25 protein-coding genes and 1 riboswitch are annotated in these 24837 nt (G+C 44.1%); of the genes, 5 read left to right on the top strand and 20 right to left on the bottom strand.

Annotated elements, in window-relative coordinates; all coding sequences use genetic code 11:
- Positions 1–7 precede the first annotated feature (7 nt).
- From nuoE to DEAC_RS15060, 15 genes are all read right to left on the bottom strand, one after another.
- Entirely contained in the window at positions 8–490 is a 483-nt protein-coding gene (nuoE, locus tag DEAC_RS15130; protein ID WP_047810904.1) for an NADH-quinone oxidoreductase subunit NuoE, read from the bottom strand.
- An 11-nt stretch (positions 491–501) separates the two neighbouring features.
- Entirely contained in the window at positions 502–1098 is a 597-nt protein-coding gene (locus DEAC_RS15125) for a 5-formyltetrahydrofolate cyclo-ligase (RefSeq protein WP_047810903.1), read from the bottom strand.
- A gap of 629 nt (positions 1099–1727) precedes the next feature.
- The gene (gene tsaD, locus DEAC_RS15120) at positions 1728–2762 is read right to left on the bottom strand and encodes a tRNA (adenosine(37)-N6)-threonylcarbamoyltransferase complex transferase subunit TsaD (protein ID WP_047810902.1); all 1035 of its coding nucleotides are present in this window, start codon (positions 2760–2762) and stop codon (positions 1728–1730) included.
- Complete coding sequence (rimI, locus tag DEAC_RS15115; protein WP_047810901.1) at positions 2759–3223, bottom strand: ribosomal protein S18-alanine N-acetyltransferase; 465 nt, start codon at positions 3221–3223, stop codon at positions 2759–2761. The genes tsaD and rimI overlap by 4 nt, the downstream gene beginning before the upstream one ends.
- Positions 3216–3941 carry a tRNA (adenosine(37)-N6)-threonylcarbamoyltransferase complex dimerization subunit type 1 TsaB gene (tsaB, locus tag DEAC_RS15110; RefSeq protein WP_047810900.1) on the bottom strand — a complete coding sequence of 242 codons (726 nt, stop codon included), beginning with the start codon at positions 3939–3941 and terminating at the stop codon, positions 3216–3218. Before tsaB ends, rimI begins: the two co-directional genes overlap by 8 nt.
- Complete coding sequence (gene tsaE / locus DEAC_RS15105; protein WP_047810899.1) at positions 3941–4441, bottom strand: tRNA (adenosine(37)-N6)-threonylcarbamoyltransferase complex ATPase subunit type 1 TsaE; 501 nt, start codon at positions 4439–4441, stop codon at positions 3941–3943. Before tsaE ends, tsaB begins: the two co-directional genes overlap by 1 nt.
- Positions 4431–5615, bottom strand: a complete 1185-nt coding sequence (locus DEAC_RS15100) for an amidohydrolase (RefSeq protein WP_047810898.1) — start codon at positions 5613–5615, stop codon at positions 4431–4433. Before DEAC_RS15100 ends, tsaE begins: the two co-directional genes overlap by 11 nt.
- Positions 5563–6504 carry a DMT family transporter gene (locus DEAC_RS15095; RefSeq protein WP_047810897.1) on the bottom strand — a complete coding sequence of 314 codons (942 nt, stop codon included), beginning with the start codon at positions 6502–6504 and terminating at the stop codon, positions 5563–5565. Before DEAC_RS15095 ends, DEAC_RS15100 begins: the two co-directional genes overlap by 53 nt.
- A gap of 82 nt (positions 6505–6586) precedes the next feature.
- A complete protein-coding gene (locus tag DEAC_RS15090; RefSeq protein ID WP_047810896.1) occupies positions 6587–8761 on the bottom strand; it encodes a Tex family protein in 2175 nt (724 codons plus the stop codon).
- A 102-nt stretch (positions 8762–8863) separates the two neighbouring features.
- Positions 8864–10039 carry an aminotransferase class I/II-fold pyridoxal phosphate-dependent enzyme gene (locus tag DEAC_RS15085; RefSeq protein ID WP_047810895.1) on the bottom strand — a complete coding sequence of 392 codons (1176 nt, stop codon included), beginning with the start codon at positions 10037–10039 and terminating at the stop codon, positions 8864–8866.
- 204 nt (positions 10040–10243) lie between these two features.
- Positions 10244–10939 (bottom strand): peptidylprolyl isomerase, encoded by a 696-nt coding sequence (locus tag DEAC_RS15080; RefSeq protein WP_083996187.1) that lies wholly within the window; start codon positions 10937–10939, stop codon positions 10244–10246.
- A gap of 187 nt (positions 10940–11126) precedes the next feature.
- The gene (locus DEAC_RS15075) at positions 11127–12266 is read right to left on the bottom strand and encodes an ABC transporter permease (RefSeq protein WP_047810894.1); all 1140 of its coding nucleotides are present in this window, start codon (positions 12264–12266) and stop codon (positions 11127–11129) included.
- On the bottom strand, positions 12266–13039 hold the full coding sequence (locus DEAC_RS15070; RefSeq protein ID WP_047810893.1) for an ABC transporter ATP-binding protein: 774 nt from the start codon (positions 13037–13039) through the stop codon (positions 12266–12268). The genes DEAC_RS15075 and DEAC_RS15070 overlap by 1 nt, the downstream gene beginning before the upstream one ends.
- Before the next feature lie 14 nt (positions 13040–13053).
- A complete protein-coding gene (locus tag DEAC_RS15065) occupies positions 13054–14070 on the bottom strand; it encodes an HlyD family secretion protein (RefSeq protein ID WP_047810892.1) in 1017 nt (338 codons plus the stop codon).
- Between the two features lie 65 nt (positions 14071–14135).
- A complete protein-coding gene (locus tag DEAC_RS15060) occupies positions 14136–14756 on the bottom strand; it encodes a TetR/AcrR family transcriptional regulator (protein ID WP_047810891.1) in 621 nt (206 codons plus the stop codon).
- Positions 14757–15119: 363 nt separating this feature from the next.
- On the opposite strand from DEAC_RS15060, the gene DEAC_RS15055 reads away from it, so the two are divergent.
- Genes DEAC_RS15055 through DEAC_RS15045 form a run of 3 tightly spaced genes read left to right on the top strand, consistent with a single transcriptional unit; the run spans position 15120 to position 17719 of the window.
- The gene (locus DEAC_RS15055; RefSeq protein WP_047810890.1) at positions 15120–16145 is read left to right on the top strand and encodes an aliphatic sulfonate ABC transporter substrate-binding protein; all 1026 of its coding nucleotides are present in this window, start codon (positions 15120–15122) and stop codon (positions 16143–16145) included.
- Between the two features lie 39 nt (positions 16146–16184).
- Positions 16185–16979: an ABC transporter permease gene (locus DEAC_RS15050; RefSeq protein ID WP_047810889.1), complete on the top strand. Its 795-nt coding sequence runs from the start codon at positions 16185–16187 to the stop codon at positions 16977–16979.
- Positions 16964–17719, top strand: coding sequence for an ABC transporter ATP-binding protein (locus tag DEAC_RS15045; protein WP_047810888.1), 756 nt, complete (start codon positions 16964–16966; stop codon positions 17717–17719). Before DEAC_RS15050 ends, DEAC_RS15045 begins: the two co-directional genes overlap by 16 nt.
- Before the next feature lie 206 nt (positions 17720–17925).
- Here the strand turns inward: DEAC_RS15045 and ilvD are convergent, their stop codons facing one another.
- From ilvD to DEAC_RS15030, 3 genes are all read right to left on the bottom strand, one after another.
- Positions 17926–19587 carry a dihydroxy-acid dehydratase gene (gene ilvD, locus DEAC_RS15040; protein ID WP_047810887.1) on the bottom strand — a complete coding sequence of 554 codons (1662 nt, stop codon included), beginning with the start codon at positions 19585–19587 and terminating at the stop codon, positions 17926–17928.
- A 193-nt stretch (positions 19588–19780) separates the two neighbouring features.
- The gene (locus tag DEAC_RS15035; RefSeq protein ID WP_047810886.1) at positions 19781–20467 is read right to left on the bottom strand and encodes a FadR/GntR family transcriptional regulator; all 687 of its coding nucleotides are present in this window, start codon (positions 20465–20467) and stop codon (positions 19781–19783) included.
- 65 nt (positions 20468–20532) lie between these two features.
- Positions 20533–21684 (bottom strand): metallophosphoesterase, encoded by a 1152-nt coding sequence (locus tag DEAC_RS15030; protein ID WP_047810885.1) that lies wholly within the window; start codon positions 21682–21684, stop codon positions 20533–20535.
- A 99-nt stretch (positions 21685–21783) separates the two neighbouring features.
- Positions 21784–21974, top strand: a riboswitch (cobalamin riboswitch).
- Between the two features lie 126 nt (positions 21975–22100).
- On the opposite strand from DEAC_RS15030, the gene DEAC_RS15025 reads away from it, so the two are divergent.
- Positions 22101–23123 (top strand): HoxN/HupN/NixA family nickel/cobalt transporter, encoded by a 1023-nt coding sequence (locus tag DEAC_RS15025; protein WP_047810884.1) that lies wholly within the window; start codon positions 22101–22103, stop codon positions 23121–23123.
- Positions 23124–23170: 47 nt separating this feature from the next.
- On the top strand, positions 23171–23911 hold the full coding sequence (locus tag DEAC_RS15020; RefSeq protein ID WP_047810883.1) for a precorrin-6A/cobalt-precorrin-6A reductase: 741 nt from the start codon (positions 23171–23173) through the stop codon (positions 23909–23911).
- Between the two features lie 141 nt (positions 23912–24052).
- On the opposite strand, the gene DEAC_RS15015 is transcribed toward DEAC_RS15020, so the two are convergent.
- Positions 24053–24340 (bottom strand): SHOCT domain-containing protein, encoded by a 288-nt coding sequence (locus DEAC_RS15015; RefSeq protein ID WP_047810882.1) that lies wholly within the window; start codon positions 24338–24340, stop codon positions 24053–24055.
- An 88-nt stretch (positions 24341–24428) separates the two neighbouring features.
- Positions 24429–24653 (bottom strand): SHOCT domain-containing protein, encoded by a 225-nt coding sequence (locus DEAC_RS15010; protein WP_242847170.1) that lies wholly within the window; start codon positions 24651–24653, stop codon positions 24429–24431.
- Between the last annotated feature and the right edge of the window lie 184 nt (positions 24654–24837).

The following is a 24837-nucleotide window of genomic DNA, read 5'->3' as shown; positions in this document are numbered from 1 at the left end:
TAACCCCCTACTCGTATTTGGCCAATATCCCGGCTATCTTCTCCGGCAGCAATCGTCCATGAACCTCATTATTGATGGATATTACCGGGGCAAGTCCACAGGCTCCAATACAGGCTACAATTTCCAACGTAAAACGTCCATCTTCCGTTGTAGCGCCATCTTTAATTTTTAATTCCTTTTCCAAAGTTTCTAATACTTTGGCTCCCCCGCGAACATGACAGGCCGTTCCCATACAAACATTAATCAAGTTGCGTCCTACGGGAGTTAAGCGGAACTGGGCATAAAATGTTACCACACCATAGATTCTGGATAACGGTATGCGGGTCGCTTTGCTAATGTGTTTAAGAACGTGAGCAGGCAAGTATCCATAGACCTCTTGGGCTTCTTGTAAAATCGGAATCAAAGGCCCCTTTTCGTTTTGATACTTGGCAATGATTTCATCCAATTTGATCTCTTTAGGATCGACGAGATCCTCACACGCAGTGCACAAATAAATACCCCCTATTGTTTCCTAGATTCAAAATGGTAAACATTCTTTTCAGTTATCAACATGGTCATTTTAACATCATGATCATCCACAGGGATTTGATCAATGATTTGACATTCAAAACCTATGGCAATTCTAGGTACGGCCGGCCTGATCCGCATAAAAAACCGATCATAATAGCCCCCTCCGTATCCCAGACGTTTCCCCTGCAGATCAAAACCTGCACCGGGCACAAGGATTAAATCAATCTCAGAAGGCTCTATTTCACCAAGTTTCAATTTAGGTTCACGAATTCCCCAAAGTCCCGGTTCAACATCCTCTCTAAGATTGCATACTTCAATTGGCAGAAGTATCCCTTGAGGCGCACAGCGAGGCAAGATAAGTCGCTTTTTCATGGCCAGGGCAGCCTCGGCTAAACCTGTCGTCTCTACCTCATCGCGAAAGTTAAGAAACAACATAACAGTCTGAGCTTGTTTATATTCTGGTAAGGCCATAACCTTCTCCTGAATCAAATAACTCTTGTTATCTCTTTCTTTCTCCCCCAAACTTGCGCGCTGAGCTAAACAGGATTTGCGTGTTATACCCTTTTGCAACGATATCTCCTTACTCATCTCTTGCACTGCCTTTCGGTGAAATCACATGTTTATTAGAAATATTCGATCAATAGCGGCAAACTCCTTCTTCCAAATTTTAATTTTTATTGTGTATAGTTAGAATTTTCGAACACCTCTTATGCCAAAAAATTGCGTTCTTGAATTCAGGGGATGTTTGGTGGTATATAGCATAATGCGATAATTTTCTACATTAATTAGACAATTGCGCTAATTAATTCTAGAATTAAAGTTTAACTATAAATGTATTATTGAGTTTGCATTATTTCGAAGTTGTTCACATTTTTTCAATCTATACGGACATGTTTAGGAAAAGTCTTAACGTTTTTTAACACACATTTTTATCCACAGCCTAATACCCAGCTTAACTGCGTTCCTGGAAAGTTATCAACATTATCCACAGGGCCTGTGGGTAACTTTATCCCAACTATCCACTCTTATCTTAAAACTCTCAACCCGCTGTCTATACTTATCTACAGACTTATCCACATTATCCACAGTTTTACCTTATCCACAGTGCCTTAATGTCAAAGAGATTTTTCTTTCAAGAGAATACGAAACAAAGCGAGGAAATCTAACGTCCTCGCTTTGTTTCGTCGAATTCATTTTCATTTAAACCACAATAATAACTATTGCGACTTTAAATTTAACCCTGGAACAGCATTCAATGTCCAAGGTGCCGCGTCTCCTGCGAGAAAATGATAGTATCCTGCCGCAGCAATCATTGCCCCATTGTCCGTGCAAAACACCGGTGAGGGATAAACTAAACGCACGTTTTGACGAGCTAACTCATACTCAAGAGTTTCCCTTAATAAACGATTTGCTGCAACTCCACCCGCTAAGAGAAGCGTTTTAACCCCAGTCTGTTGAAGAGCAAGCAGTGCTTTGTGAACTAGAACGTCAACAACTGCTTGCTGAAAAGAAGCAGCTAAATCAGGGACATTTAAGGTTTCACCCCGCATGTGGGCAGAATTCAAGGCATTCAAAACAGCTGACTTCATTCCGCTGAAACTAAAATCCAAACTTCCAGGCTCTAACATGGCGCGCGGAAATTTAAAAGCTTGCTCATTACCTTCTTGAGCAGTTTTTTGAATCTGGGGTCCTCCCGGGTAACCCAAGCCCAAAGCTCTGGCCACTTTGTCCAGAGCCTCTCCAGCCGCATCATCCCGAGTATATCCCAAAACTTCGTATCTTCCATGATCTTTAAAGACGATAAGATGCGTATGTCCTCCAGAAACTAAAAGGGCCAAAAGAGGAAATTCCAGATCTTGATGTTCCAGGAAATTGGCATAAATATGCCCTTCCAAGTGGTTTATCCCCAACAGCGGAATTCCGGCAGCATACGCCATAGCTTTGGCACCGGAAACGCCCACCAGCAGTGAACCCACGAGTCCCGGTCCATAAGTTACCGCAATTGCTGAAAGGTCTTTAAACCCAACGTTGGCCTCAGCTAACGATTGTTCCACCACCGGACGGATATGAAGACTATGCTCGCGAGAAGCTATTTCCGGTACCACACCTCCATATTTCTGATGAGTCATAATTTGGGAAGAAATAATATGGCTGCGTAAGTTAACTCCATTAACTAAAACAGCGGCAGAGGTTTCATCACAGCTCGTTTCAATGCCTAAAATAGTAATCTGCTTCTCCTGACTCCCCGTCATCTGTCATCACTCCTCCCCAATTCCGCCCACATAATCAAGGCATCCTCTCCCGTATCTGCGTAATAGCCTTTGCGGACCCCGGCTGTACTGAAACCTATGCGCCTGTACAAATCTTGGGCTGGATAATTAGAGACACGTACTTCAAGGGTCATCCGATCCATGCCTAAATTAACCATCTCGTTCATCACGGAACGCATCAAAAATTCTCCCCAGCGCTGCCCCCGATAGTCAGGAGAAATAGCAATATTCGTGATATGTCCTTCGTCAAGAATAAACCACAGCCCCATATACCCGATCACTCGGCCATCCAGCTCCAGACAACGATATTGAGCATATTCGTTGTCCTTAAGTTCTGCCACAAAGGCTTGTAACGACCAGGGAGTTGAAAAGGAAGTATGTTCGATTTCCATAATGGCCTCAAGATCTTCCGTACGCATAGGACGCACCAATCCTTTATTCATGGTTCTCTCCTTTGCGTGCCCGCTCTTTTTTGGCCCAATTGACCTCGGCCTCCGAAAAACGTATATAATAGGGCTCAACCTTTTCGCCTGCACCAATCTCTTGCCAGCGTCTCCATACCTCTTGGGCCGCATAAGCCCCCCTTGGTAAGCTTAAATAATCCGGCAAAACAATAGCTCTGTCTCCAAGAGCAGCTTCAATTTCTTGTTTAGCTTTTCCGGCAGCATCTCCAACAAAACAAATCCGCTGCTCAAGTTCCTTTAGCTGCTCTAAACATTCGCTGATTGAAAGGGCTTGTGGAGTCATTAGGCACTCTGCAAAAGTACTTTCCGCTGTCCAACGATAGCGGGCTGTATACCATTCATTCTTGCGCGCATCCAATATAGGGACTATATCTTCGTTTCTCCCCCAACCGGCCCAGGCGAGAGCATCAAGGGAGAGTATCCCTGTCAACGGCAAATTCAAGACCTGTGCCAGCCCTTGAGCTGTGGCGATGCCAATCCTTATCCCGGTAAATGAACCCGGTCCTCTCACAACCCCTATTAACTCCAGTTCAGACAATGTCCAAGCAGCAGCAGCAAAAAGCTGGTCCAGCATTGGCATAATTCGTTCCGAATGTGTCTTTGAAGTATGCAAGAAACCTTCTGCAACGACCTTTCCATCTTCGGCTAAGGCAATAGCACTAACTTTTGTTGTTGTATCTATGGTTAAATATTTCATTAGGATCCCCCAAGCTTTTCTTCCTTAGAGTGAATCATGGCTGTAATCCGTTGTTCCCAATTACCTTCATTGCCATGAAAGACAATTTCCCTAGGCTGTTCTCCGCTCCCAAGAATCTCAACGTCCAGGCGATTTTCCGGCAAATAATCCTCTGCAATTTCCGGCCATTCAATTAAACAAATAGAATCCCCTGAAAACGATTCCTCAACACCGATGACTTCAACCTCGTGAGGATGCTGTAAACGATACAAATCCATATGAACTAAGTGAATCTCAGTTCCTTGGCATTGCCCTTCGTATTCATGAATCAAGGTAAAGGTCGGACTGGCCATCGGTCTCGTAACCCCTAAACCTTCGCCGATTCCTTGAGCAAAGGCAGTTTTTCCGGCGCCCAAATCCCCAATTAAGGCGAGGACGTCGCCGGGCAGCAAGTACGCCGCTAAATATTTTCCCCAGTTGCGAGTTTGTTCGGCCGTTACACTCGTTACTTTATAATCCATTACCAGCTTTCCTCACTTCCGGACAAACCATCTTCCCGTCGATAATGACATAAAGAGGACGTGCACCCAATTGAAAGGGATGTTCACGCCAAACAACAATATCAGCGTCTTTACCAGCCTCTAAAGAACCGATACGATCAGCAACACCGAGAATTTCCGCCGCATTGATGGTGATGGAACGAAGAGCATCTTCCTTATCCATTCCTGCTTTGTAAGCCAGAGCAGCACACAAAGGAAGCTGTTCTATGGGAGTAACCGAGTGATCAGTCATAATAGCTACTTTAACGCCTGCTTTAGCCAAGATACTCGGGGTTTGGAAAGATTTGTCCTTTAATTCTACTTTCGAGCGGTTTGTCAAAAGCGGGCCAACCACCGCGGGATATCCCAACTCAGCCAGTTCTTCAGCAATTTTGTGACCTTCCGTACAATGTTCAATAACTAAATCAACGTCAAATTCCCGGGCAATACGAATTGCCGTCATAATGTCATCTGCGCGATGGGCATGAGCGCGCAAGGGAATTTCCCGCTGAATGACCTTCACAAGCACTTCCAGGCCCAAATCTCTCTCAGGAAGTTTATCCGGATCTTTTTTTCCATCCTCAAGCTTACCTTTATAAACCTGAGCATCAACTAAAGCTTGACGTAGGAGTGCTGCCGTTCCCATTCGGGTCATCGGCATTTTCTTTTGTTCACCATAAACCATTTTGGGGTTCTCACCAAAAGCAATTTTTAAACCGGCAGGATCTCGTACGACCATTTTATCGACAATTTTTCCTGCTGTCTTCATGACAACTCCCGTTCCGCCAATGACATTACCACTGCCGGGGCCGGTAAAGACAGCCGTTATCCCTCCTAAGCGGGCGTCGCGAAAACCTTCATCCTCAGGATTTATACCATCAATGGCCCGCATATCCGGTGTCACCGGATCAGTCATTTCATTAAAGTCTTCTCCCTCCCAACGGTAGATCTCCTCACCAATGCCTACATGACAATGAGCATCAATCATACCGGGTAAAACGAGACATCCGGAAGCATCGATCACCTCAGCATCCCCCGGAACTTCCAATGTTTCTCCAAGAGCCGCGATTTTCGATCCCTCGATTAAAAGATCTCCCACGAAATCACGCCCTGCCATCGTATAAATTTGACCGTTCTTTATTAGAAGTTTCCTCATTCTTTTTGCTCCTCCAATTTAATAATAAAATTCCTGCTAAAACAAATCCCCCGCCAATCCACTGGATCATGGTGGGAAATTCTTTTAAAAAAATTGCAGCTAAGACAAACGTCATAGGCAATTCAAAAGTGCTCAAAATAGCCGCTTGATCAGAGCCAAGACGTTCAATGCCCAACAAAGTCATATAAAAAGGAATAATTGAGGCAATAGTAGCCAGCAAAAGTCCTGTTTCCCAGATGTGTACATTCTGCCAAGGGATGCTCATAATTTCTCCCTTCGAGACAATGAGCAGAGAAACAGCACATACCCACTGGCTAAAACACATGGCCGCCAAGGGAGACACTTCAGCCAGCACAACTTCTCCCACAAGATTGAAAACCGCGTAACCTATTGCCGCAGCCAAACCTAAGAGAATACCGGCCCAAGCTACTCCACTGACACCCGAAAATATCCCGCTGGCCAACGTTGTCCCGCCTAAGGTCAAGAAGAGAGCCGCCAATTCCTTATGACCGATTCGCTTGTGCCATAAAAAGACTCTCGCCGCAAGAACTAAGGCCGGATATAGATAAAGAAGAAGTATAGCTACGGAAACGGGCAGGAATATAAGCGCGTAAGCATACAACAAGCTTGTTCCCATTGTTCCCACGACACCTTGGAGCAGCAGCCAGCCAAACATCCGTCCTGAAATTTTGAAAATCTCCCGTTTAAAGAGAACTGTATAACTAAAGAGGAGAATAGATGCTACCCAAGACTGTAACGCAATAACTTGGATTGGGCCAAGTCCAAGGCTGTAAGCCCCTTTCAAGAGAATAGACATACAGGCATATCCAGTTCCCGCTGTTAGGACAGCACCTACTCCCTGCCAACGCTGCATTCGAACCTTTTGCACTGAAAACGGCCCTCATTTCTATCAAAAGTTAACCTGCTGCCACCTTAGCATAAGATACTTTGGTGGGATAAAGCTCAATATGTTAGGCTAGGGACGCATTAGGCAAAAGTTCCTTCATGGAAAGGCTCACCCGTTCCCTCTCCTTATCAATCCCCAGGACACGAACTTTGACAATATCTCCTACAGCTACAACCTCCATCGGATGTTTAATATAGTTATCACTCAACTGAGAAATATGAACAAGTCCGTCGTGTTTAACTCCTATATCCACAAAAGCGCCAAAATCCACCACATTGCGAACGGTTCCTTCTAAGATCATGCCTTCCTTGAGGTCCTCTAAGTGAGTGACATCCCGCCGCAGCAGCGGTCGGGGCAAATCTTCGCGGGGATCTCGTCCCGGCCTTTGCAGAGCGTCTAAAATATCACGAACTGTCGGTACCCCAGCGCCAAATTCTTCGGCCAATTCCTCAGCTGTTAGTTCGGCGAGTTTCTGACGAACTTCTCTAAGCTGATCCTTTAAATCCTGCGGCGTATGACCAACCTTTTTTAAAATATTTTCCGCCAGCTGGTACGATTCCGGGTGAACCGGCGTATTTTCCAGAGGATTGTCCCCATCGGGCAGACGAATAAACCCGGCACATTGGATAAATGTTTGGGCACCAAGACGAGGTATTTTTTTCAATTGGGCTCGTGACTTAAATTTCCCGTTCTCGTCACGCCAGGCAACAATGTTTTTCGCCACTGCCGGTTTCAGCCCGGCTACGTATTGAAGCAGGGAAGCCGAAGCAGTATTGAGATCAACACCAACGACATTCACACAGGTTTCCACAACTCCATGGAGGGATTCCTCCAACCGTTTGGGCTGAACATCATGCTGATACTGACCCACACCAACGGCTTTGGGTTCAATCTTAACCAGCTCAGCTAAAGGATCTTGAAGCCGTCTGGCAATGGAGACCGCACTCCGCAGAGAAAGATCAAAATCAGGAAATTCCTCGCCGGCCAATTTCGAAGCTGAATAGACAGAAGCCCCTGCCTCGCTGACTAAAATAAATTCGGCGGTTATTCCCTCTTCCTGAATCATTTCCGCTACAACTTCTTCAGTTTCCCTTGAAGCTGTGCCATTGCCTATAGCAATGATATCGACTGCAAATTCTGTGATTGCCTTTTTTAAAGCAACTTTTGATTCTTCACGCTGCTTTTTCCCGGTATGGGGGTAAATTACTCCCACCTTCATAAGTTTTCCCGTCTCATCAACAACAGCCCACTTACATCCGGTCCGGAATCCCGGGTCAAGACCTAAAACTATTCTGCCGCGTACGGGAGGCTGAAGCAGTAGCTGCCGAAGGTTGGCGGCAAACACTTTTATCGCTTGCTCTTCCGCCTGGGAGGAGAGCTCCGCGCGTATCTCCCTTTCAATAGAAGGTTCTATTAAGCGTTTATAAGAATCTGCAGCCGCCCTGCGAACATAGTCGGCGCAAGGCCCAGTTTTTACATAACGCATATCAATAAGCCGTTGGATCGTTTCCAAGGGAGCTTCAATTTTGACGGTTATAAACTCTTCAATCTCGCCCCGATTGAGGGCTAAAATCCGATGGGGAGGAATCTTACGAACTGGTTCACGGTATTCATAGTACATTTCGTAGGCAGAACGTTCCTTACCCTTTTTAGCCGACGCTGCAGCAACCACATCAGCGATTCGCCAGGTCTCTTCACGTATCTGTTTGCGCAAAGCAGCATCATCTGCAATAAGCTCGGCGATAATATCCATGGCACCATTCAAAGCATCTTCGGCCGTCGTGACATCTAATTCAGCATTCAGATACTTCGCAGCCTCTCCCTGAGGGTCAACGCGAACTCCCGGATATTGAAGAAGCAGCCATGAAGCTAAAGGTTCTAAACCCTTCTCTTTGGCCACAGTAGCCCGTGTCCGACGTTTCTGCTTGTAGGGCCGATATAGATCTTCAACGTCCTGAAGTACTGTCGCAGCTGTAATTTGAGCCGACAGTTCGTCGCTGAGTTTCCCTTGTTCATCAATAAGCCGCAGGACCTCAGCTTTCCGTTGTTCCAAGCGTCGTAAATAATCTAATCGTTCAACAATATCGCGCAATACATTTTCATCAAGTTCCCCGGTAACCTCTTTACGGTAACGGGCTATAAAGGGAATTGTATTTCCGCTATCCAATAAGTTGACTGCTTCCTGCACTTGTGCCTGCTTTAATCCAAGTTCTTTAGCAATAACTTGACTAAAATTCAAAATCCTACTTCCTCCCTAAATCTGCTAATCATCATTGATGTTAATGGTTTTAATTATATTATTATATCATTATAATCCATATAATGGAAAGAAGTGGGAGTCTTACGATTGGATCAACCTACCCTGCAAATAGTCTTGAATACGCCGAACTGCCTCTTTCAGAACGCCTTCGTCTTGAACCATGGCTATACGCACATACCCTTCGCCATAATCTCCGAAGGCCACTCCCGGAACCACGATGACCCCCGCTTCCCGGGCTAACTCCCTGGCAAAGGATCTTGAATCCTGCTTCGTCGGAACCTGAGCCCAAATAAACATGGAACCCTGAGGCAGCGGCATCTTCCAACCCGCGCGAGCGCAGCCCTCTACCAAAAGATCTCTTCGTCTCTGATAAGCCCGTCGATTTTCGTCTATGGAACTTTGAGGCAAACTGAGTGCGGCCGCCCCCATTCTCAAGATTGGGCCAAATACTCCGTAATCAATATTGGATTTCAGTTGCGAAAGGGTACCAATAACTTCTGCCTTTCCCACTGCAAAGCCCAAACGAACTCCCGCCAGATTATAAGTTTTAGAAACGGAATGAAATTCTATGCCTACATCTTTAGCGCCGCGCGCTTGTAAAAAGCTCACCGGTCGATAGCCCTCAAAGGCTAATTCAGAATAAGCGGCATCATGGCAAATAAGAAGGTCGTAGGTTTTGGCGAACTCTACAACATCTTCGAAGAAGGAAAGGGGAGCCACCGCAGCCGTGGGATTATTAGGGTAATTTAAAAACATAAGTTTAGCTCTTCGCGCCAATTCGGGATTAATTGCTTGGAGATCCGGCAGGTAGTTATTCTTCTCTTCCAGCGGCAGAGGAACCTTCTCTCCGCCTGCCAGCAACAACCCTGCTGAATAAATAGGATAACCGGGATCTGGTATGAACGCTAAATCGCCGGGGTTAATATAGGCTAAAAAAATATGAGCCAAACCATCCTGAGAACCCATTAAAGGCAATACTTCAGAGTCTGGGTCTAAAGAAACCTCAAACCGTTCTTGATACCATCGGGCACAAGCCTGGCGAAATTCTCCAGTTCCGCGGGTTAAAGTATAACCATATTGAGTTTCCTCAAGAACCGCCTGGCTGAGAATCTGGCGTAGTTCCTCCGCCGGAGCCCGATCCGGGCTTCCAATACTCAAATTGATTAATGATTTGCCCTCTTGCTCTAATGTCTTCTTTAAATTATCCATTTCCGTAAAAACTGAAGCACTAAGCCCTGCCAAACGTTTTGCAGGCATATTATCACTCCATTCCATTTTATACAACAATGGTTTTTCTAATTAATCCCCTAAAAATGCTGAAAACCGTTATGTGGAGATAGATTTGGCCTCTAAATATTGTATCATGTTTATTTGTCATTAATTGTCCAAATTTGTAACTAATTTGTCTAAAAAGCCCCTGCTGACAGACAGCGGGGGCTAAAAGTATAGTTGTCAGGAATTTTACTTCTTAATAACTTCAGGATCACCGTAGTTTACACCGAAGGTATCGACTGTTACACTCTTCATCACTTGATTTTGCAGCGGTTTATCCGCTTGATCCCTCGGCGTATTAACGATTTTATCAACTTCATCCATCCCGCTTGTCACCTTCCCAAAAGCAGCGTAATCACCGTCTAGACTCGGCGCCGCAGTGACCATGATAAAGAATTGTGAACCGGCTGAATTAGGATCTTGAGTTCTGGCCATCGACAGAACTCCCCGCGTATGTTTCAAGTCGTTTTTGAAGCCATTATTGGTAAACTCCCCTTTAATAGTATACCCCGGACCACCGGTTCCATTACCGCTCGGATCCCCGCCTTGAATCATAAACCCTGGAATAACCCTATGAAAAGTCAGGCCATTATAAAAACCTTTTTTGGCCAAAGAAATAAAGTTTTTCACCGTGTTGGGCGCAATGTCCGGATAGAGTTCAGCTTTAATCACTCCTCCGTCAGCCATTGTTATGGTCACGACAGGATTGTTCTTATTATTTGTTGTTGGCACAGGTGCGGTAGAAGACGTTGAATTAGGGGCAGTTTGGTTGTTTTTTGTCGACCCTTGTGATGCAGAGTTGTTTGTCTGTATCCCACATCCAAGGATTACAAAAATTACTGTGAGTAAACATAACAACATGCTTAGTTTTTGAACCTTTTTCATGCGAAATCGTCCTCCAATAATTATTAGGCATCTTTGCCCACCTTTTAAGCTGCTCAAGCTCGATGAGGCAACTCCCTCATAATCCTAGCATATCCTCGGTTAAAATACCAAATCAGGCTTCTAATGTCTGCATAAAGCAGTAGTAATGCACTGCTTAATAATTAGCAAGAAAAGGAACCATTGCTTCTTAGTCTAAATTCTTTTTAAACTTTTTCGAAGCCACTGCCAGCAAAATCACAGCGAATAAACATAAGGCCAAAGTATCTTGCCAAAGAAACTGGAGTCCCACTCCTTTGAGAAAGATTCCTCTGACAATCTCTAAAAAATACGTTAAAGGAAGTAATCCGCCCATTAATTGCAGCAATTTAGGCATTGTCTCCCTTGGAAAAACGAACCCTGACAGAAGAATAGACGGCAAGATTAAGATAAAGGTCATTTGCATAGCCTGAAGCTGTGTCTTGGCAATACTGGAGATAAGGAGTCCAATCGCTAAAATGGTGAATAAAAATATTGTCGACAATAGGACCAATAAAGGAATACTTCCCATAGGCATAACTCCGAACCAAAAAATACCGGTTACCAAAATTAAGGAAAGGGAAACGAATCCGATCAAGACGAAAGGCAAGAGTTTGCCCAAAAGAAGTTCCAGCGAACGTATTGGCGTTACAATTAATTGCTCCATAGTACCACGTTCTTTCTCACGGACAATAGAGAAGGAAGTTAACATTGCAATCACATTTTGCAGGATCAGACCAATCAAAGCTGGGATATTAAAATTCCTCGACTTCATATCAGGGTTATACCAGACTCTCGTTTCAATATCAAGGGGTAACGTCGTTCCTCCGGAAATCCCCATGGACGCCAAACGTTGACTTTGTAATTTCAGAGATTTATCGAAGCCTAACATTTGTACTGCCGAGGTAACTGCCCGAGCGATCGTAGGATCGGAACCATCGACCAGAACCTGAACCGATGCCTGCTGCTCTTGCAACTGTTTACCAAAATCCGGAGGAATAATCACGGCGGCCCGTGCTTTACCGCTGTCTAAATAATTTTCAATCTGCTTATATCCGGAAACATAATAATCGGGATCCATATATTGAGTATTGCGCACAGAAGACACGAAATCCCTGCTTTCCTGAGTTTGGGATTGGTCCCAAACCACTGTCGGAAGGTGCTCTACATCAGTATTAACAGCATAGCCAAACAAGAGCAGCATTCCGAGGGGCATAGCGATAGCCATAATTAAACTGGCTCGATCCCGCCGGATATGAATAAATTCTTTTTTTAAAACCGCTAAGAAGCGGGTCCACGAAAATCGCAGCATCAGCCTGCCCCTCCACTTCCGGCCTTTGTATTACGAGGATCCTCCGAAGCCTCACGTTCTACATAATAAATAAAGAGGTCATCCAAGGTCTCTTTTCCCTCTCGTTGTTTCATCTCCTCAGGAGAACCAAAGGCAATTAATCGTCCATAAAATACAAAACCCAAATAATCACAGGAGGCTGCTTCATCCATATAATGGGTGCTGACTAAAATTGTCATACCTTCTTCGGCCAGCTGATGGATAATATCCCAAAAAATTCGGCGTGAAACAGGATCTACACCGGCGGTCGGTTCATCCAAAACTAATAATTGGGGACTATGCAGCAGCGCACAGGCCAAAGCTACTCGCTGCTTCCAGCCACCGGAGAGAGAGGAAACTAACTGGGAAGTTCGTTCACCCAGACCAATTCGTTCGACAACTCGTTTTTTCTGAAGTGCAGCCTCTTTTCCCCGCAAATTGTACACCCCGGCATAAAAAGCAAGGTTTTCTGCCACGGTTAAATCATCGTAGAGACTAAACTTCTGGGACATATAGCCGATACGCTGCTTAATATCCTCAGGCTGGCTCTTGACATCAAAACCCAAGACCGTTGCTTTCCCGTCGGTGGGCACCAGAACTCCGCACAACATACGGATCGTGGTCGTCTTACCCGCCCCATTGGGTCCCACAAAACCCATTATGGCTCCTTGAGGGATTTGAAAAGTGACATCCTGAACAGCCGTATACGTGCCAAATCGTTTAATTAAACCTTGACAATCTATTGCCAGACTCATTATCTCTCACTCCTCTAATTCAGGGTCACATCAGCAGGCATACCTGCTTTTAGCTGGTCTTGACCTTGGGTGATGCTGATTTTGACTGCATAGACCGTAGTCGTCCGTTCTTCCTTGGTCTGAACATCTTTGGGCGTAAACTCAGCCTGAGTACTGATATATTGAATCTGTCCTTTGAAGGTTTTATTTGAGTAGGAATCTACTGAAATACTAGCTGCGCTGCCTACTTTTACCTTGTTAAGCTTTGCTTCAGGAACATAGATTTTAATCCACAGGTCATTTGGATCGAGTATGGTAATTAACGTCGAGCCTGCATTGACCACTTGCCCAAGCTCAACCTGTTTATAGAGCACCTGCCCGTCGATCGGGCTCGTAATCATAAATTTGCTGAGATTCAATTCCGCCGCTGCAACGGATTGCGCTGCCATATCTACAGCCGCTTTTTGAGCCTGAATGGTCGGCTGAGTATACCCCGCCTGAGCTTGATCCAGGCTTGCTTGAGCTGCATTTACATTGGCTTGGGCAGCTTCATACTGAGCCTTGATAGTATCGTATTTGTTTTGTTGAGTATCCAGGTCCTGTTTGCTTATAGCCCCGTTTTGATAAAGTTTTTGATCATTCGCCAGGTTATTTTCTTCCAATTGAAGACTCGGAGCCAAAGCCGCAGCATTATCCTTGGCTTGAGCCAGTACAGATTCCAATCGGCGCAGTTCTTCTGCCCTGGTCCCTCCCAGCAGGTCATTGAGTTTCGCCTGAGCCTGAGTTTGTTGACTCTCAGCGGTCTCTAAGGAAATCTTAGCCTGACTGTCATCAAGCTTGGCAATGACGTCTCCCTTTTTAACCATTTGCCCCTCTTGTACCTTCAGCTCAACAATCTTGCCTCCCAGCTCCGGCTGGACCGGTATTTCCGTCCCTTCAATAGTTCCTGAAAACGTATCTTGATCCTGAGGACGGTTAAGATAGGAATTCCCCCAGATTGAAGCGGCTATTACGCCTAATCCAACGATGAAAGCCAGCAACTTTTTCTTCATAGCTTCTCCTCCTGACTCTAGTTAACGCTTCTCTTACTGAAACATTTTAGTAAATGAATAAATAATTAGCTGTCTGCCCGCACTAACCCATGCAGAAAAAGCTCCGCAATATGGTCGGCTGCCTCGTCGACAGTTTTTTCAGGAGACAAATTAGGAAACAAAAAGCCAAAGACCCCATAAAACATAGCCATCCCCATAAAACTACGCATCGTTGGTATAAAGGGCAGCGGCTTAAACACCCCTTGGGCAATTCCTTTGTCAAACCAAGGCTTAATTAGACCTATCCCCGGACCAAGAATTCCATGAAACATTGCTTCCCGAACTTCGGAATGATACTGGGCTTCGGCAAACATCAAACGAAACAGATCGGCATTTTCTTGCATCAGCTCTAAGCGATTCTTAAGAAAACAGCGAAAAAATTCTTCCGGACTACTCTCCCGCTTCTCTTGATCTAAAACGATTAAACTTTCCACAATTTTCGGTTCTAAAACCGCCGTCAGCAATTCCTTCTTCGTGGCAAAATGTCGAAAAATAGTTCCTTCAGCTACCCCTGCTTGGCGGGCAATTTCGGCAGTGGTAGCCCCTTTATAGCCATTTTCTGAAAACACCTTAAGGGCCGCTTCTAAAATATCTTGTCGCCTTTCTTCTACAGTTTTTTTGGTGCGAACTCTTTGATTTTCGCTCATATCTGCTTACTACTCCCTTCTATTAAAATCAAAAGTTAGTTAAATTTAAAAGTTACACTCGTTTCCGATATATTGTTTCGTATATCTAAATGAGTGATTACTCACTTATTTTTTTATAATATCATAAGTTTTGGTTTTGTCAATCTCAAAGCTTCAAAAGTCAAACCACATCCCTGATTTGAACCGCTAGCCATGTCATTACACATAACCCTTGGCAAAGTGTCTCTGAAGCCATGGAACGGTAAACGTAAAATACCCCTAAATATAGATGTTTATCCAAATTTTATCTGGATTATCGACGAATAAATGCTATTATTGAATTAGTGCCTTTAAGAACAAGACACAAAAACAAACGAAGTCAGGATGGTGATTACTACGGTTCGGTCTAAATCTATAGTTATAATTCTCTTAAGCTTTCTCTTTCTTGTAAGCACAACAATTCTCAGCGGCTGTTCTGCTGCGAAACAAACGACAAGCAATACCCCCGCGAAAAAGCCCCAAGTAATCAATGCCTCTTATGTCAGTCGGCCTATTAATGTTCCATCTATTGTCGCCAAAAATAAACAGCTTTTTGAACAAGAGTTTTCTAAAGACGGCATTAAGTTTCAGTGGCATGATCTTTCAGACCCGAGCAATCAACTCGAAGCCCTGGCCTCCAAGTCTCTTGATTTTGCCAATAGCCTTAACTATGTCTCAGTAATTTTAGCAAAAGCTCACGGGAATGACCTTAAAATAATTTCTGCCTATTCCCGCTTTCCCAAAGGAATTAGTCTTGTCGTCAATCCTCAGGAAAACATTAAAACCATTCAAGACCTCAAAGGGAAAAAAATTGCACTGCAAAAAGGCACCATGCTGCATGAGATGTTAATTAGAGCCCTAGCACAGGCAAATTTAACAGCTCAAGATTTGGAAATTGTCGACATGGATTCCACTGCGGGAGCCGCTGCCTTAGCCTCAGGTCAGGTCGATGCCACCATACTTCCGGAACCCCTGCTCTCCAAGGCTGTAGCCGCCGGCAAGGCAAAGAAATTAATATCTGCTGAAGGACTAATCCCCGGCTTATCCGTTATTGCCGTACGCAGTGATTTTGCAGCAGCCTATCCAGACATCGTTAAACGCTATTTAGCCGTCCATCAATCCTCGCTTAATTGGACCCAATCCCATCTTAACGAGGCCTTAACTCTTACCGCCAGCGAAAATAAAATGCCCCTTCCTGCTGTTAAGGCTCTATACCCCGAATTTTCCTTTTCTATGAGTCTTGATCAGGTAAAAGGTGACTTGTTAAAATCCGCAACGTTTTTGCAAAGCCAGGGTATGCTTCAGCCGAATGTTGATCTCAATAAACTTGTCAACGATTTAGTAGATCCAAACTTCCTGCCTGCCAAGTAATGAATCTTCATTCCTTCATCCAGAGGAGACCGATTTGCTATGACTAACGTCTTAAAAAAAACAATGATGGCCTTACTGCTCCCCTTTGTCCTTGTTCTTGTTTGGCAATTATTCAGTCAGATGGGCTGGCTCAACAATTACCTTCTTCCCCCACCCTCGGGAATTATAGACCAGCTTTTTGCCCTTGCCCATCATGGGACTTTGTTAAAACATTTAAGCGCTAGCCTCTACCGCGTTGGCTGCGGTTTTGGTCTGGCGTTTTTTCTTGCCCTTCCCTTAGGCTTCTTGTTAGGTCTGGTACCAAGAGCCCAAGATTACTTATCTCCCTTCTTAAACTTCTTGCAGCAGATTCCAGCTATCGCCTGGATACCCATGTTCATTCTTTGGCTGGGAATTGATGAAACATCTAAAATCTCCATTATCACCTATTCTGGTTTTTTTCCCATATTTCTGAACACTATGCACGGTATATCCAACACAGACTCGAAACTGAAAGAAGTAGCTTCAACCTTCGGTCTCTCACCCTGGCAAATTATTGTCAGAGTCTATCTTCCCTCTGCAGCTCCTTCTGTCTTTGTAGGAATGAGACTTGGGCTGAGCTTTTGTTGGCGTTCACTCGTTGCTGCTGAACTTCTTGGAGCCTCCAAGGGAATTGGTTACCTCATTCAGGAAGGACGAGAATTGGCTCAACCCGATCTAATGCTTGCGGGAGTCTTGATGATTGGACTCACCGGCTTATTTTTGGATTTTCTATTTCTACGGCTGGAAAAAACGCTCTTACCCTGGCGGGATACACAAGAGAGACGCGAGGTACCTAAATGGCAGCCTTTTTAGAACTCAAAGAAATCAGCAAGAATTATACAATAGGTTCCGAGCAGATTTGGGCCTTAAGGGACCTTAGCTTTGAAGTAGCCTCCGGTGAATTGATTTGCATTATTGGCAAAAGCGGCTGTGGAAAAACAACCCTTCTCAGAATTATTGCCGGACTGGAAAAACAAACTTCAGGAGAGATCATTCTTAATGGCCAGGCTCTTAAGGATACGGGAAGAGAACGAGGAATGGTGTTCCAAGAACCCCGCCTATTTCCTTGGCTGACCTTAGAGGAGAATATTGCCTTCGGCATAAAAGGGCGTATGTCTAGAGAATTAAACTATAAAACCGTTGCAGACCTCATGGAAATGGTTGGACTTACAGGTTTTGCCAGGGCTTGGCCCAGCCAATTATCAGGCGGCATGGCTCAAAGAGCCGCTATTGCCCGCGCCCTGGCTGTAGATCCTGCCATCTTGCTCTTAGATGAACCCTTCTCAGCCCTTGATGCCCTGACCCGTAGTAAACTATTGACAGACTTCCTTCACTTGTGGCAAAGGACCCATAAGACCTGTATCCATGTTACCCATGATGTCAATGAGGCGTTAACTCTCGGCCAGAAAATCATTATTCTGCCTTCAAATCCAGGCAGAATCGGAGACGTCATTTCTTTGCCTTTTCCATATCCCCGCTCTCTGGAAAACCCGGAACTCAGAGCCATAAAAGAACGCGTATTATCCCAGTTTTTTGCTGATTTTACTGATTAACAAAAAAGTTTTCTGATCAACTCGGTAAAAGGATATTAAAAAGCAACCAACAAGTCGCTTAAAGCGATCTGTTGGTTGCTTTTTATCTAGTTTTTAAGACCCCCACTTCTCAGTGGGGGTGGGTTCTTCGTTAACTTTAGGTGAGGAATAGTCCTCCTTCGCCGCTAATCCGATGTTCAGCTTTAGCTGAACGAGTTCACTTGTGCTTATTGCTTAGGAAGTTCTAAAACTGCACCTCTGTTGCCGGACGTAACCATTCCGGCATAGCGGGCCAGGAATCCAGTCGTAATTTTTGGCTGTCTCGGCACCCATTTAGCTCTGCGCATTGCCAGTTCATCCTCGCTGAGGTTAACGTTGATTTTATTGGCCATAATGTCAATTTGGATAATGTCTCCGTCCTCGATTAAAGCGATATTTCCTCCAACTGCTGCTTCAGGAGAAACGTGACCGATGGCTGCCCCTCGCGTTGCACCACTGAAACGTCCATCAGTAATCAGAGCAACACTTTCGCCGAGTCCGCTTCCCATAATAGCAGAGGTGGGATTTAACATTTCCCGCATTCCCGGACCGCCCTTCGGTCCTTCGTAACGAATGACAACCACATCACCGGCAACAATCTTACCCGTTGTAATAGCGAGCATTGCGTCCTCTTCGCAATCAAAGACTTTAGCCGGCCCTTCATGTTTCAACATATCAGGAGCCACTGCGGAACGTTTGACAACACAAGAATCCGGAGCCAGATTACCTTTTAAGACAGCAATCCCTCCCGTTTTGCTATAGGGATTTTCAGCAGACCTAATGACCTCTGTATTCTTGTTAATGCAGCCATCAATATTCTCGCCAACAGTCTTACCAGTACAGGTGAGCAAATCTGTTTTGAGCAAACCGAGTTTGTTAACTTCATTCATTACCGCATAAATACCGCCTGCCTCATGAAGTTCTTCGATGTAGGTATGACCGGCAGGTGCAAGATGGCAGAGATTCGGAGTTCGATCACTAATTTCATTAGCGATATCTACGTTTAATTTAACGCCACATTCATGAGCAATGGCCGGAAGATGCAGCATACTATTCGTACTGCAGCCCAGAGCCATATCAAGAGTCAAGGCGTTTCTAAAAGCATCTTCGGTCATAATGTCTCTCGGCCGAATATTCTTTTTCAGGAGCTCCATAATCTGCATCCCGGCATATTTAGCAAGCTGAATCCTCTCAGAATAAACCGCCGGGATCGTCCCATTGCCTCGAAGTCCCATCCCTAATACTTCTGTTAAACAGTTCATGCTGTTAGCGGTATACATGCCAGAACAGGAACCACAAGTCGGACAAGCTTTATTTTCATATTCCAGTAATTTTTCCTTAGAAATTTTCCCAGCTTGAAATTCACTGACGGCTTCCGAAACGCTGGAAAAACTTGTTTTCTGCCCATCAACAATTCCTGCCAGCATTGGCCCGCCGCTGACAAAGATGGTTGGTATATTCAACCGCGCTGCAGCCATTAACAATCCGGGAACATTCTTATCACAGTTTGGGACCATGACCAAGGCATCAAAAGCATGAGCCAGAGTCATCGCTTCCGTAGAATCAGCGATTAATTCTCGAGTGACAAGGGAGTACTTCATTCCTTGATGTCCCATGGCGAGTCCGTCGCAGACAGCAATTGCCGGGAAAACAAGAGGAGTACCTCCGGCCATAGCGACACCCAGCTTGACCGCATCTACAATCTTATCCAGATTCATATGCCCTGGAACGATATCATTCTTCGAACTGACAATGCCAATTAACGGCCTTTCCATTTCCTCATTGGTTAAACCTAGGGCATGAAACAAGGCACGATGAGGCACAGTCTTTGTTACTGCATCACTATTCATTTTGAACACCTCTCTCTTTTAGGTTGTGTAACATCATTATATCTTGCATGATGTCTAATGTCTATTGGCGAAATAATACTTCTCAAAAATTCTTTTTCTCTATCATTAAAACAAGGTATGAGAACAACTCCCACTTGCAGAAGTGGGAGTCTTACGATTGGATAAATCTCAGAAAACAAGTTCGAAACTATGTTTAATCTTCCACAAATCCAAAACCTCTCATAGCATGAATAATATGCAGCTTCATAGCAGTTTTAGCTCCCTCAGCATCTCGAGCTGCCAAAAATTCCATAATCATGCGATGGTCATTTAGCGTATTGCGAACCATTTCTTCATTGGTATCCGACAAAGGAACTCCTTTGTTGATAGCTTGGTAAAGAACAGGCATCAGTTGATTCATAAACTCATTATGGGTCGCTTTAGCAATGGCTTGATGAAAGGCCTGTTCAACTTCAGTTCGATCTTCTTTTTTAATGATCAGTTCTTCCTCTAACTTGCCATAATACAAAATTCGCTCAAGTTCTTTATCAGTCGCACGTTTTGCGGCATAATAGGCTGATTGGGGTTCAAAAATAAGCCGCATTTCGTAGAGATCTTGGATATCTGGTTTAAATGCAGAAAGCTCTTTTAAGCCATATGCCTTGTTCAAATCCAGGTTGTCTTTGACATAAGTTCCTTTACCACGCTGGATTTCCAAAACATTATGAGCAATTAAGATGCGAATAGCTTCTCGCAGTGTCGTACGACTCACTTGTAATTTTCCTGCAAGCTCATTCTCATTGGGAAGCTTATCCCCTGCTGAAAATTTTTTGTCGATAGTAATCATTGCCAGGATGTCTTCCGCGACATCTTCCACTAAGCTTCTGCCTTCCCTAGCCATCATCTGCCCCCTTTTCAGAGAAATCCGGTCATCTGCCAAGAAACTTCATTCAGTTAACAACTGGACTACTTAAACTTAATAGTGATATCTACAATTTCAGGCGTATTTCCCAACCTAATCGGCGGGCCCCAAGTTCCATATCCTGAGGAAACGATGAGTTGAAAGTTTCCTTTTTTAAGGTAGCCCCAATCGTCTTCAAAGATTCGGCGAGTAATTAAGCGAATCGGAAACAACTGTCCTGCATGAGTATGACCTGACAGCTGTAGGTCAACCCCTTGCTGAACAGGTTCCTCCAATTGTAATGGTTGATGATCCATAACGATAATAGGCAGAGAATGATTAACTCCCTGAAGCAAGGTCTGCAGAGATTTTCTCTGAACCCCATTATAACGAGCTCCGGATCGATCATCTCTGCCAACTAAATAGAAACTTCCATCGATTTCCTGACTGCTGTCCTTCAAAACTCTTACACCTGCTGCCTCCAAATATTTGACGGCTTCTTCAGCATTTCCTCCAATATACTCATGATTGCCCAACACGGCAAAGGCCCCGTACTGAGCTTTCAATTTTTCAAAGGCTTCCGTCATTTCCTGCTTATTAACCGCTTCAACATTCTCGTCAAATACGTCGCCCGCAAACAGTACAAGGTCAGGCTGCAATTGATTGATCATCCCAACCATCTTAGTAAGATAACTATTATGAATGATCGTACCGAGATGGATATCCGATACCATCACAACATGCAATTGTTTCAGCGAGCCCGCCTGTTTGGCTATGGTAATATCATAATGATTTATGCGCGGGTTTCGCGCATTCCAGGCCCCGTAGCCTACAATTCCCAGCACAAGAACGAAGATCGCCAATCCGAAAGCCGGATTTAGACCCTCCTTCAGAGGAATAAGATGAAAACTATAGTTTACTAAACGCATGAGATCGATGGCAGCAATGATTAATAAAAAGTAAAACATAAAGGCCATCCAATAGGCCCCAATGAGATTTAACCCTTCGTAAAGCCCCTGCGGCAGATATTTTTGCAAAAAGCGGGCAATTAAATAGGACAATGAAATCAGCCCAAAAACAAGCCAATAAACTTTTAGAGGAATAAAGGGGACATAGCTAAATAAAGCTTGCCAGCCACGCAGGCCGATATAATAATTAATTCCTCCATAGACAAGAAAGAAAACAACTCCTATTAGAATGAAAAACGGATTAATCATTTAAACACTTTCACCCCCGATTTTATAACTATAACACAAGGTTTACATTTAATGAACTTGCTGTACAAAATCACTTCATTCATGTTATTATTAGAATTAACTAAATAGTTAGGAATAAGTGATCCCTTCCTGAGGGAAAAGGATTGAAAAGGAAAGTCAGTTAAAGGCTGACGCGGTGCCCGCCACTGTAAAAGGGAATCAATTCACACAATGTCACTGGGACAAACCTGGGAAGACGTGAGTTGATAATGATCTTGAGCCAGGAGACCTGCTTATTCTTAAGCCAAACTACCTACGGGAATGTTAGGGGGTATATATTTGTATTATCTTTAAGCCCTTCTCTTAGGAGACGGGCTTTTCGTTTTGTCTGACGCGGTTGAACAATGCAGTGAATTACTTATTAGGAGAGAGAGACTATGAATAACGCTGCCAAAGATATTTGGGATCGTCACCGCTGGCTTCCTTATGGAGTTTCTGTGACTGGTATACACTTGCTAGGTATAATCATGCTGCTATTAAATTTAAAACAATTTCCTCAGTTACTGGGATTTGCTTTTCTCGCCTATACCTTAGGCCTGCGTCATGCCTTTGATGCGGACCATATTGCGGCCATAGACAATACAGTTCGCAAAATGATTCAACAAGAACAAGACCCTATGGGGGTCGGCTTTTTCTTCTCGATTGGTCATTCAACCGTTGTCTGTATCATGTCCATCATTACTGCTGTTTCTATGCATTGGGCACAACAAAACATCCCCCAAATACAAAATTTCGCCAGTATAATAGGAACCGCAGTTGCCGGAGGATTTCTTTTGCTTATAGGACTGTTTAATCTTTACATTTGGTTTGATATCTTTGGCTTTTTCAAGAGAATGCGTCAAGGTGAATTTGACGAAGAAAACCTTGACGAACTTTTATTGAATCGAGGATTCGTAAGCCGTTTTTTTAAACCACTCTATCGATTTATAAATAAAAGCTGGCATGTTTATCCTTTAGGCTTTCTCTTCGGGCTTAGTTTTGATACAGCTTCGGAAGTTGCTTTACTGGCCATTTCTGCTACACTCGGTACTAAAGGCATGCCCATGACAGCAATTCTTTCTCTGCCTGTTATATTTGCTGCAGGCATGAGTTTGATGGATACAGCAGACGGGGTTTTTATGACGACAGCATATCATTGGGCTTTTTCTACCCCTCTGCGCAAAATTTATTATAATCTTTCGGTTACAGGTTTATCGGTTATTGCCGCCCTCGTCATTGGTATTATTGAACTTGCTCAGATACTCTCAACCAAGCTGGGTTATCATAGCAGTTTTTGGGTCTGGATCCAAAGTCTCAACTTTGGTTCTATCGGTTACATACTTGTCGGTCTTTTTGTTATTACTTGGGCAGTTTCCTATATCATATGGAAAGTTATGGATTTAGAAAATTGCCTGAATTAATTCCCCTTCGCGCTATTGCTATTGATCACTAACGGAGGTTAACAAACATGATCATTCTTTTGGGGGAATCTGCAGCAGCACGTGAATTAAATACACAGCTAACCGCTAGAAAAATTGATGTTATTCAGAGACAATACTGGTCTGAAGAAACTCCCCTGCCATCTCATCCAGCATTAGTTATTGATGCAAGTCACCCTTCTGTGAGCAGTAAATTTACTGCTTTACGACGTCGGTGCGAGGAACTGAACATTCCTTTTATCCGCTTAGAGCGGCCGGAAACTAAAGTTCCCTCCAGCCCTTTAATTTTCCCTGTCTACCATTGGGAAGAAGCTCTAGTCCTGCTTGAGCAACGTATTAACACCTTGCGCAAGCTAAAAGACCGGACAATTACCGTCTTTATTACAACAGGAAGCCATCAGCTTCAATCAATTACCAGTAGTTCTTTTGCCCAATCAGTGCGTCTCGTGGCAAGAATTTTACCCGAAGGGCATTTAGTGCAAAAATGTCGGGAAGCCGGTTTACATCCCCGGGATATTGTGGCTATGCAAGGCCCATTTTCCAAAGAAATTAATAAAGCCCTTTTTAAGTTTTATGGCGCAGATATTGTTCTAACACGCGACAGTGGTCTCGCCGGAGGGACAGACACAAAGATTTCGGCAGCTTTAGAGCTTGGTTTGGATATAGTTCTGGTCAGAAAAGCAAAAACCAATAATGGTTTAACCGTAAACAGCCCTCAAGAATTACTTAATTGGCTGGATCAAAAATTTTCCAATCACGCACTCACTTGAAAGCCCTGCTTCTCTGAGCCTTAGCGAAAGCGAAAGCGAAAGCGAACCGTTGCTTGACAGAATAACAAAATCGGTCTGCCAATGATTATCCATCAGCAGGCCGATTTGTAATGTGATGCTTCTTTTTTGACAAACCAAATACTAGCGGCTTTCCAAATCTTGTTTTTTGCTTTGGAATTCAGCGGAATCAATCTCTCCTCGTGCATAACGTTCACGCAGTATATCCAGGGCGCTATTATGGGTGCTAAATCCCTGAGACTGAACTCTTGACTTACTGCGGCGGAAGAAATAGACAGCGAGTAAAATAATGGCGATTCCAAATATCAAAGGCATAAAAAAGCCCATCATCCCCATTCCGTAGCCGCCGTAACCTCCGTAACCATAACCATTACCCCAGCCACCCATCATGCGTCCCCAACCACTCATCATATAAATTCCTCCTTTAAATTTGAATACATCAAGTAATGAAACTAATTACTAATTTACTAATTTACTAATACGAACTACGAAATTCATCTTACTCCTGATTGGTCTTTTCAAGAGAAACAGTTTGTTTGCGCCCGCTTAGCCCCGCTTTACGTTCAAAATACTCCTCTCGACTAATCTCACCACGTGCGTAGCGTTCATCCAAGATATCCAGAGGATTACGGGTATGAGCAGGATGCCCCCCAAACCACTCTCCGGAATGTGATTCTTTATAGATAAAATAAGCAATAATCAATAAAATTATTAAGCCAAACATCATTAATTCCCCCTTTATCTTTTAGCCCTAGCCATGCTTAAACTGAAACCTATGCATTTTAGTCTCGATTTTATCTTGCCCAATTTTCCTTCTTTAACAACTAAGCCTTACTTTGTTTAAACTTATTTTCAGCCCTCCTCAAATTAGTAGACTTTTTCCTTTTAAGACTTAGGGATATTCAGCG

This window comes from Desulfosporosinus acididurans (assembly GCF_001029285.1).
Taxonomy (GTDB): Bacteria; Bacillota; Desulfitobacteriia; order Desulfitobacteriales; family Desulfitobacteriaceae; genus Desulfosporosinus; species Desulfosporosinus acididurans.
Note: the sequence above shows the minus strand (reverse complement) of the source record. Positions and strands in the feature narration are given on the sequence as shown.

What these genes read in the sequence shown, in the direction of transcription:
- DEAC_RS15125 (WP_047810903.1), bottom strand. Translation starts at nt 1,098, where the DNA reads ATGAGTAAGGAGATATCGTTGCAAAAGGGTATAACACGCAAATCCTGT.
- tsaD (WP_047810902.1), bottom strand. Translation starts at nt 2,762, where the DNA reads ATGACGGGGAGTCAGGAGAAGCAGATTACTATTTTAGGCATTGAAACG.
- rimI (WP_047810901.1), bottom strand. Translation starts at nt 3,223, where the DNA reads ATGAATAAAGGATTGGTGCGTCCTATGCGTACGGAAGATCTTGAGGCC.
- tsaB (WP_047810900.1), bottom strand. Translation starts at nt 3,941, where the DNA reads ATGAAATATTTAACCATAGATACAACAACAAAAGTTAGTGCTATTGCC.
- tsaE (WP_047810899.1), bottom strand. Translation starts at nt 4,441, where the DNA reads ATGGATTATAAAGTAACGAGTGTAACGGCCGAACAAACTCGCAACTGG.
- DEAC_RS15100 (WP_047810898.1), bottom strand. Translation starts at nt 5,615, where the DNA reads ATGAGGAAACTTCTAATAAAGAACGGTCAAATTTATACGATGGCAGGG.
- DEAC_RS15085 (WP_047810895.1), bottom strand. Translation starts at nt 10,039, where the DNA reads ATGCCTGCAAAACGTTTGGCAGGGCTTAGTGCTTCAGTTTTTACGGAA.
- DEAC_RS15080 (WP_083996187.1), bottom strand. Translation starts at nt 10,939, where the DNA reads ATGAAAAAGGTTCAAAAACTAAGCATGTTGTTATGTTTACTCACAGTA.
- DEAC_RS15075 (WP_047810894.1), bottom strand. Translation starts at nt 12,266, where the DNA reads ATGCTGCGATTTTCGTGGACCCGCTTCTTAGCGGTTTTAAAAAAAGAA.
- DEAC_RS15070 (WP_047810893.1), bottom strand. Translation starts at nt 13,039, where the DNA reads ATGAGTCTGGCAATAGATTGTCAAGGTTTAATTAAACGATTTGGCACG.
- DEAC_RS15065 (WP_047810892.1), bottom strand. Translation starts at nt 14,070, where the DNA reads ATGAAGAAAAAGTTGCTGGCTTTCATCGTTGGATTAGGCGTAATAGCC.
- DEAC_RS15060 (WP_047810891.1), bottom strand. Translation starts at nt 14,756, where the DNA reads ATGAGCGAAAATCAAAGAGTTCGCACCAAAAAAACTGTAGAAGAAAGG.
- DEAC_RS15055 (WP_047810890.1), top strand. Translation starts at nt 15,120, where the DNA reads ATGGTGATTACTACGGTTCGGTCTAAATCTATAGTTATAATTCTCTTA.
- DEAC_RS15050 (WP_047810889.1), top strand. Translation starts at nt 16,185, where the DNA reads ATGACTAACGTCTTAAAAAAAACAATGATGGCCTTACTGCTCCCCTTT.
- DEAC_RS15045 (WP_047810888.1), top strand. Translation starts at nt 16,964, where the DNA reads ATGGCAGCCTTTTTAGAACTCAAAGAAATCAGCAAGAATTATACAATA.
- ilvD (WP_047810887.1), bottom strand. Translation starts at nt 19,587, where the DNA reads ATGAATAGTGATGCAGTAACAAAGACTGTGCCTCATCGTGCCTTGTTT.
- DEAC_RS15035 (WP_047810886.1), bottom strand. Translation starts at nt 20,467, where the DNA reads ATGGCTAGGGAAGGCAGAAGCTTAGTGGAAGATGTCGCGGAAGACATC.
- DEAC_RS15030 (WP_047810885.1), bottom strand. Translation starts at nt 21,684, where the DNA reads ATGATTAATCCGTTTTTCATTCTAATAGGAGTTGTTTTCTTTCTTGTC.
- DEAC_RS15025 (WP_047810884.1), top strand. Translation starts at nt 22,101, where the DNA reads ATGAATAACGCTGCCAAAGATATTTGGGATCGTCACCGCTGGCTTCCT.
- DEAC_RS15020 (WP_047810883.1), top strand. Translation starts at nt 23,171, where the DNA reads ATGATCATTCTTTTGGGGGAATCTGCAGCAGCACGTGAATTAAATACA.
- DEAC_RS15015 (WP_047810882.1), bottom strand. Translation starts at nt 24,340, where the DNA reads ATGATGAGTGGTTGGGGACGCATGATGGGTGGCTGGGGTAATGGTTAT.
- DEAC_RS15010 (WP_242847170.1), bottom strand. Translation starts at nt 24,653, where the DNA reads ATGTTTGGCTTAATAATTTTATTGATTATTGCTTATTTTATCTATAAA.